The sequence below is a fragment of the Bradyrhizobium sp. TM233 genome (assembly GCF_036247965.1).
GTDB lineage: Bacteria > Pseudomonadota > Alphaproteobacteria > Rhizobiales > Xanthobacteraceae > Bradyrhizobium > Bradyrhizobium ottawaense.
This window is the reverse complement of the sequence record NZ_BTIG01000084.1, coordinates 1-305: the sequence shown is the minus strand read 5'-3', so window position 1 is coordinate 305 and position 305 is coordinate 1. Positions and strand designations below refer to the sequence as shown.

Below are 305 nucleotides of genomic sequence, written 5' to 3'. Positions count from 1 at the left end.
TGCCGTTCCTCGATCGCTTCGATGCCGCAGCCCAGGCTGGCTTCACCGCGGTCGAGTTTCTCTTTCCCTATGAGCATCCGGCCGAGGCGGTCGGCGAGCGCCTCAAGCGCAACGGCCTGACCCAGGCGCTGTTCAACCTGCCTCCAGGCGACTGGAACGCCGGCGAGAAGGGCTTTGCGGCGCTCCCCTCGCGCTTCTCCGATCTCAAGGCGGGCCTGGAGACGGCGCTGCCTTACGCCAAGGCGACCGGCGTCAAGCGGCTGCACCTGATGGCCGGCATCGCCAATCGCGGCGAGCGCGTCGCG

General features: G+C 68.9%; 1 protein-coding gene. It reads left to right on the top strand.

Annotation, left to right across the window (positions count from 1 at the left end):
• Positions 1-305, top strand: a 305-nt coding sequence (locus tag AABA86_RS33645) for a TIM barrel protein (RefSeq protein ID WP_338309796.1), incomplete at both ends; no start/stop codon positions are given.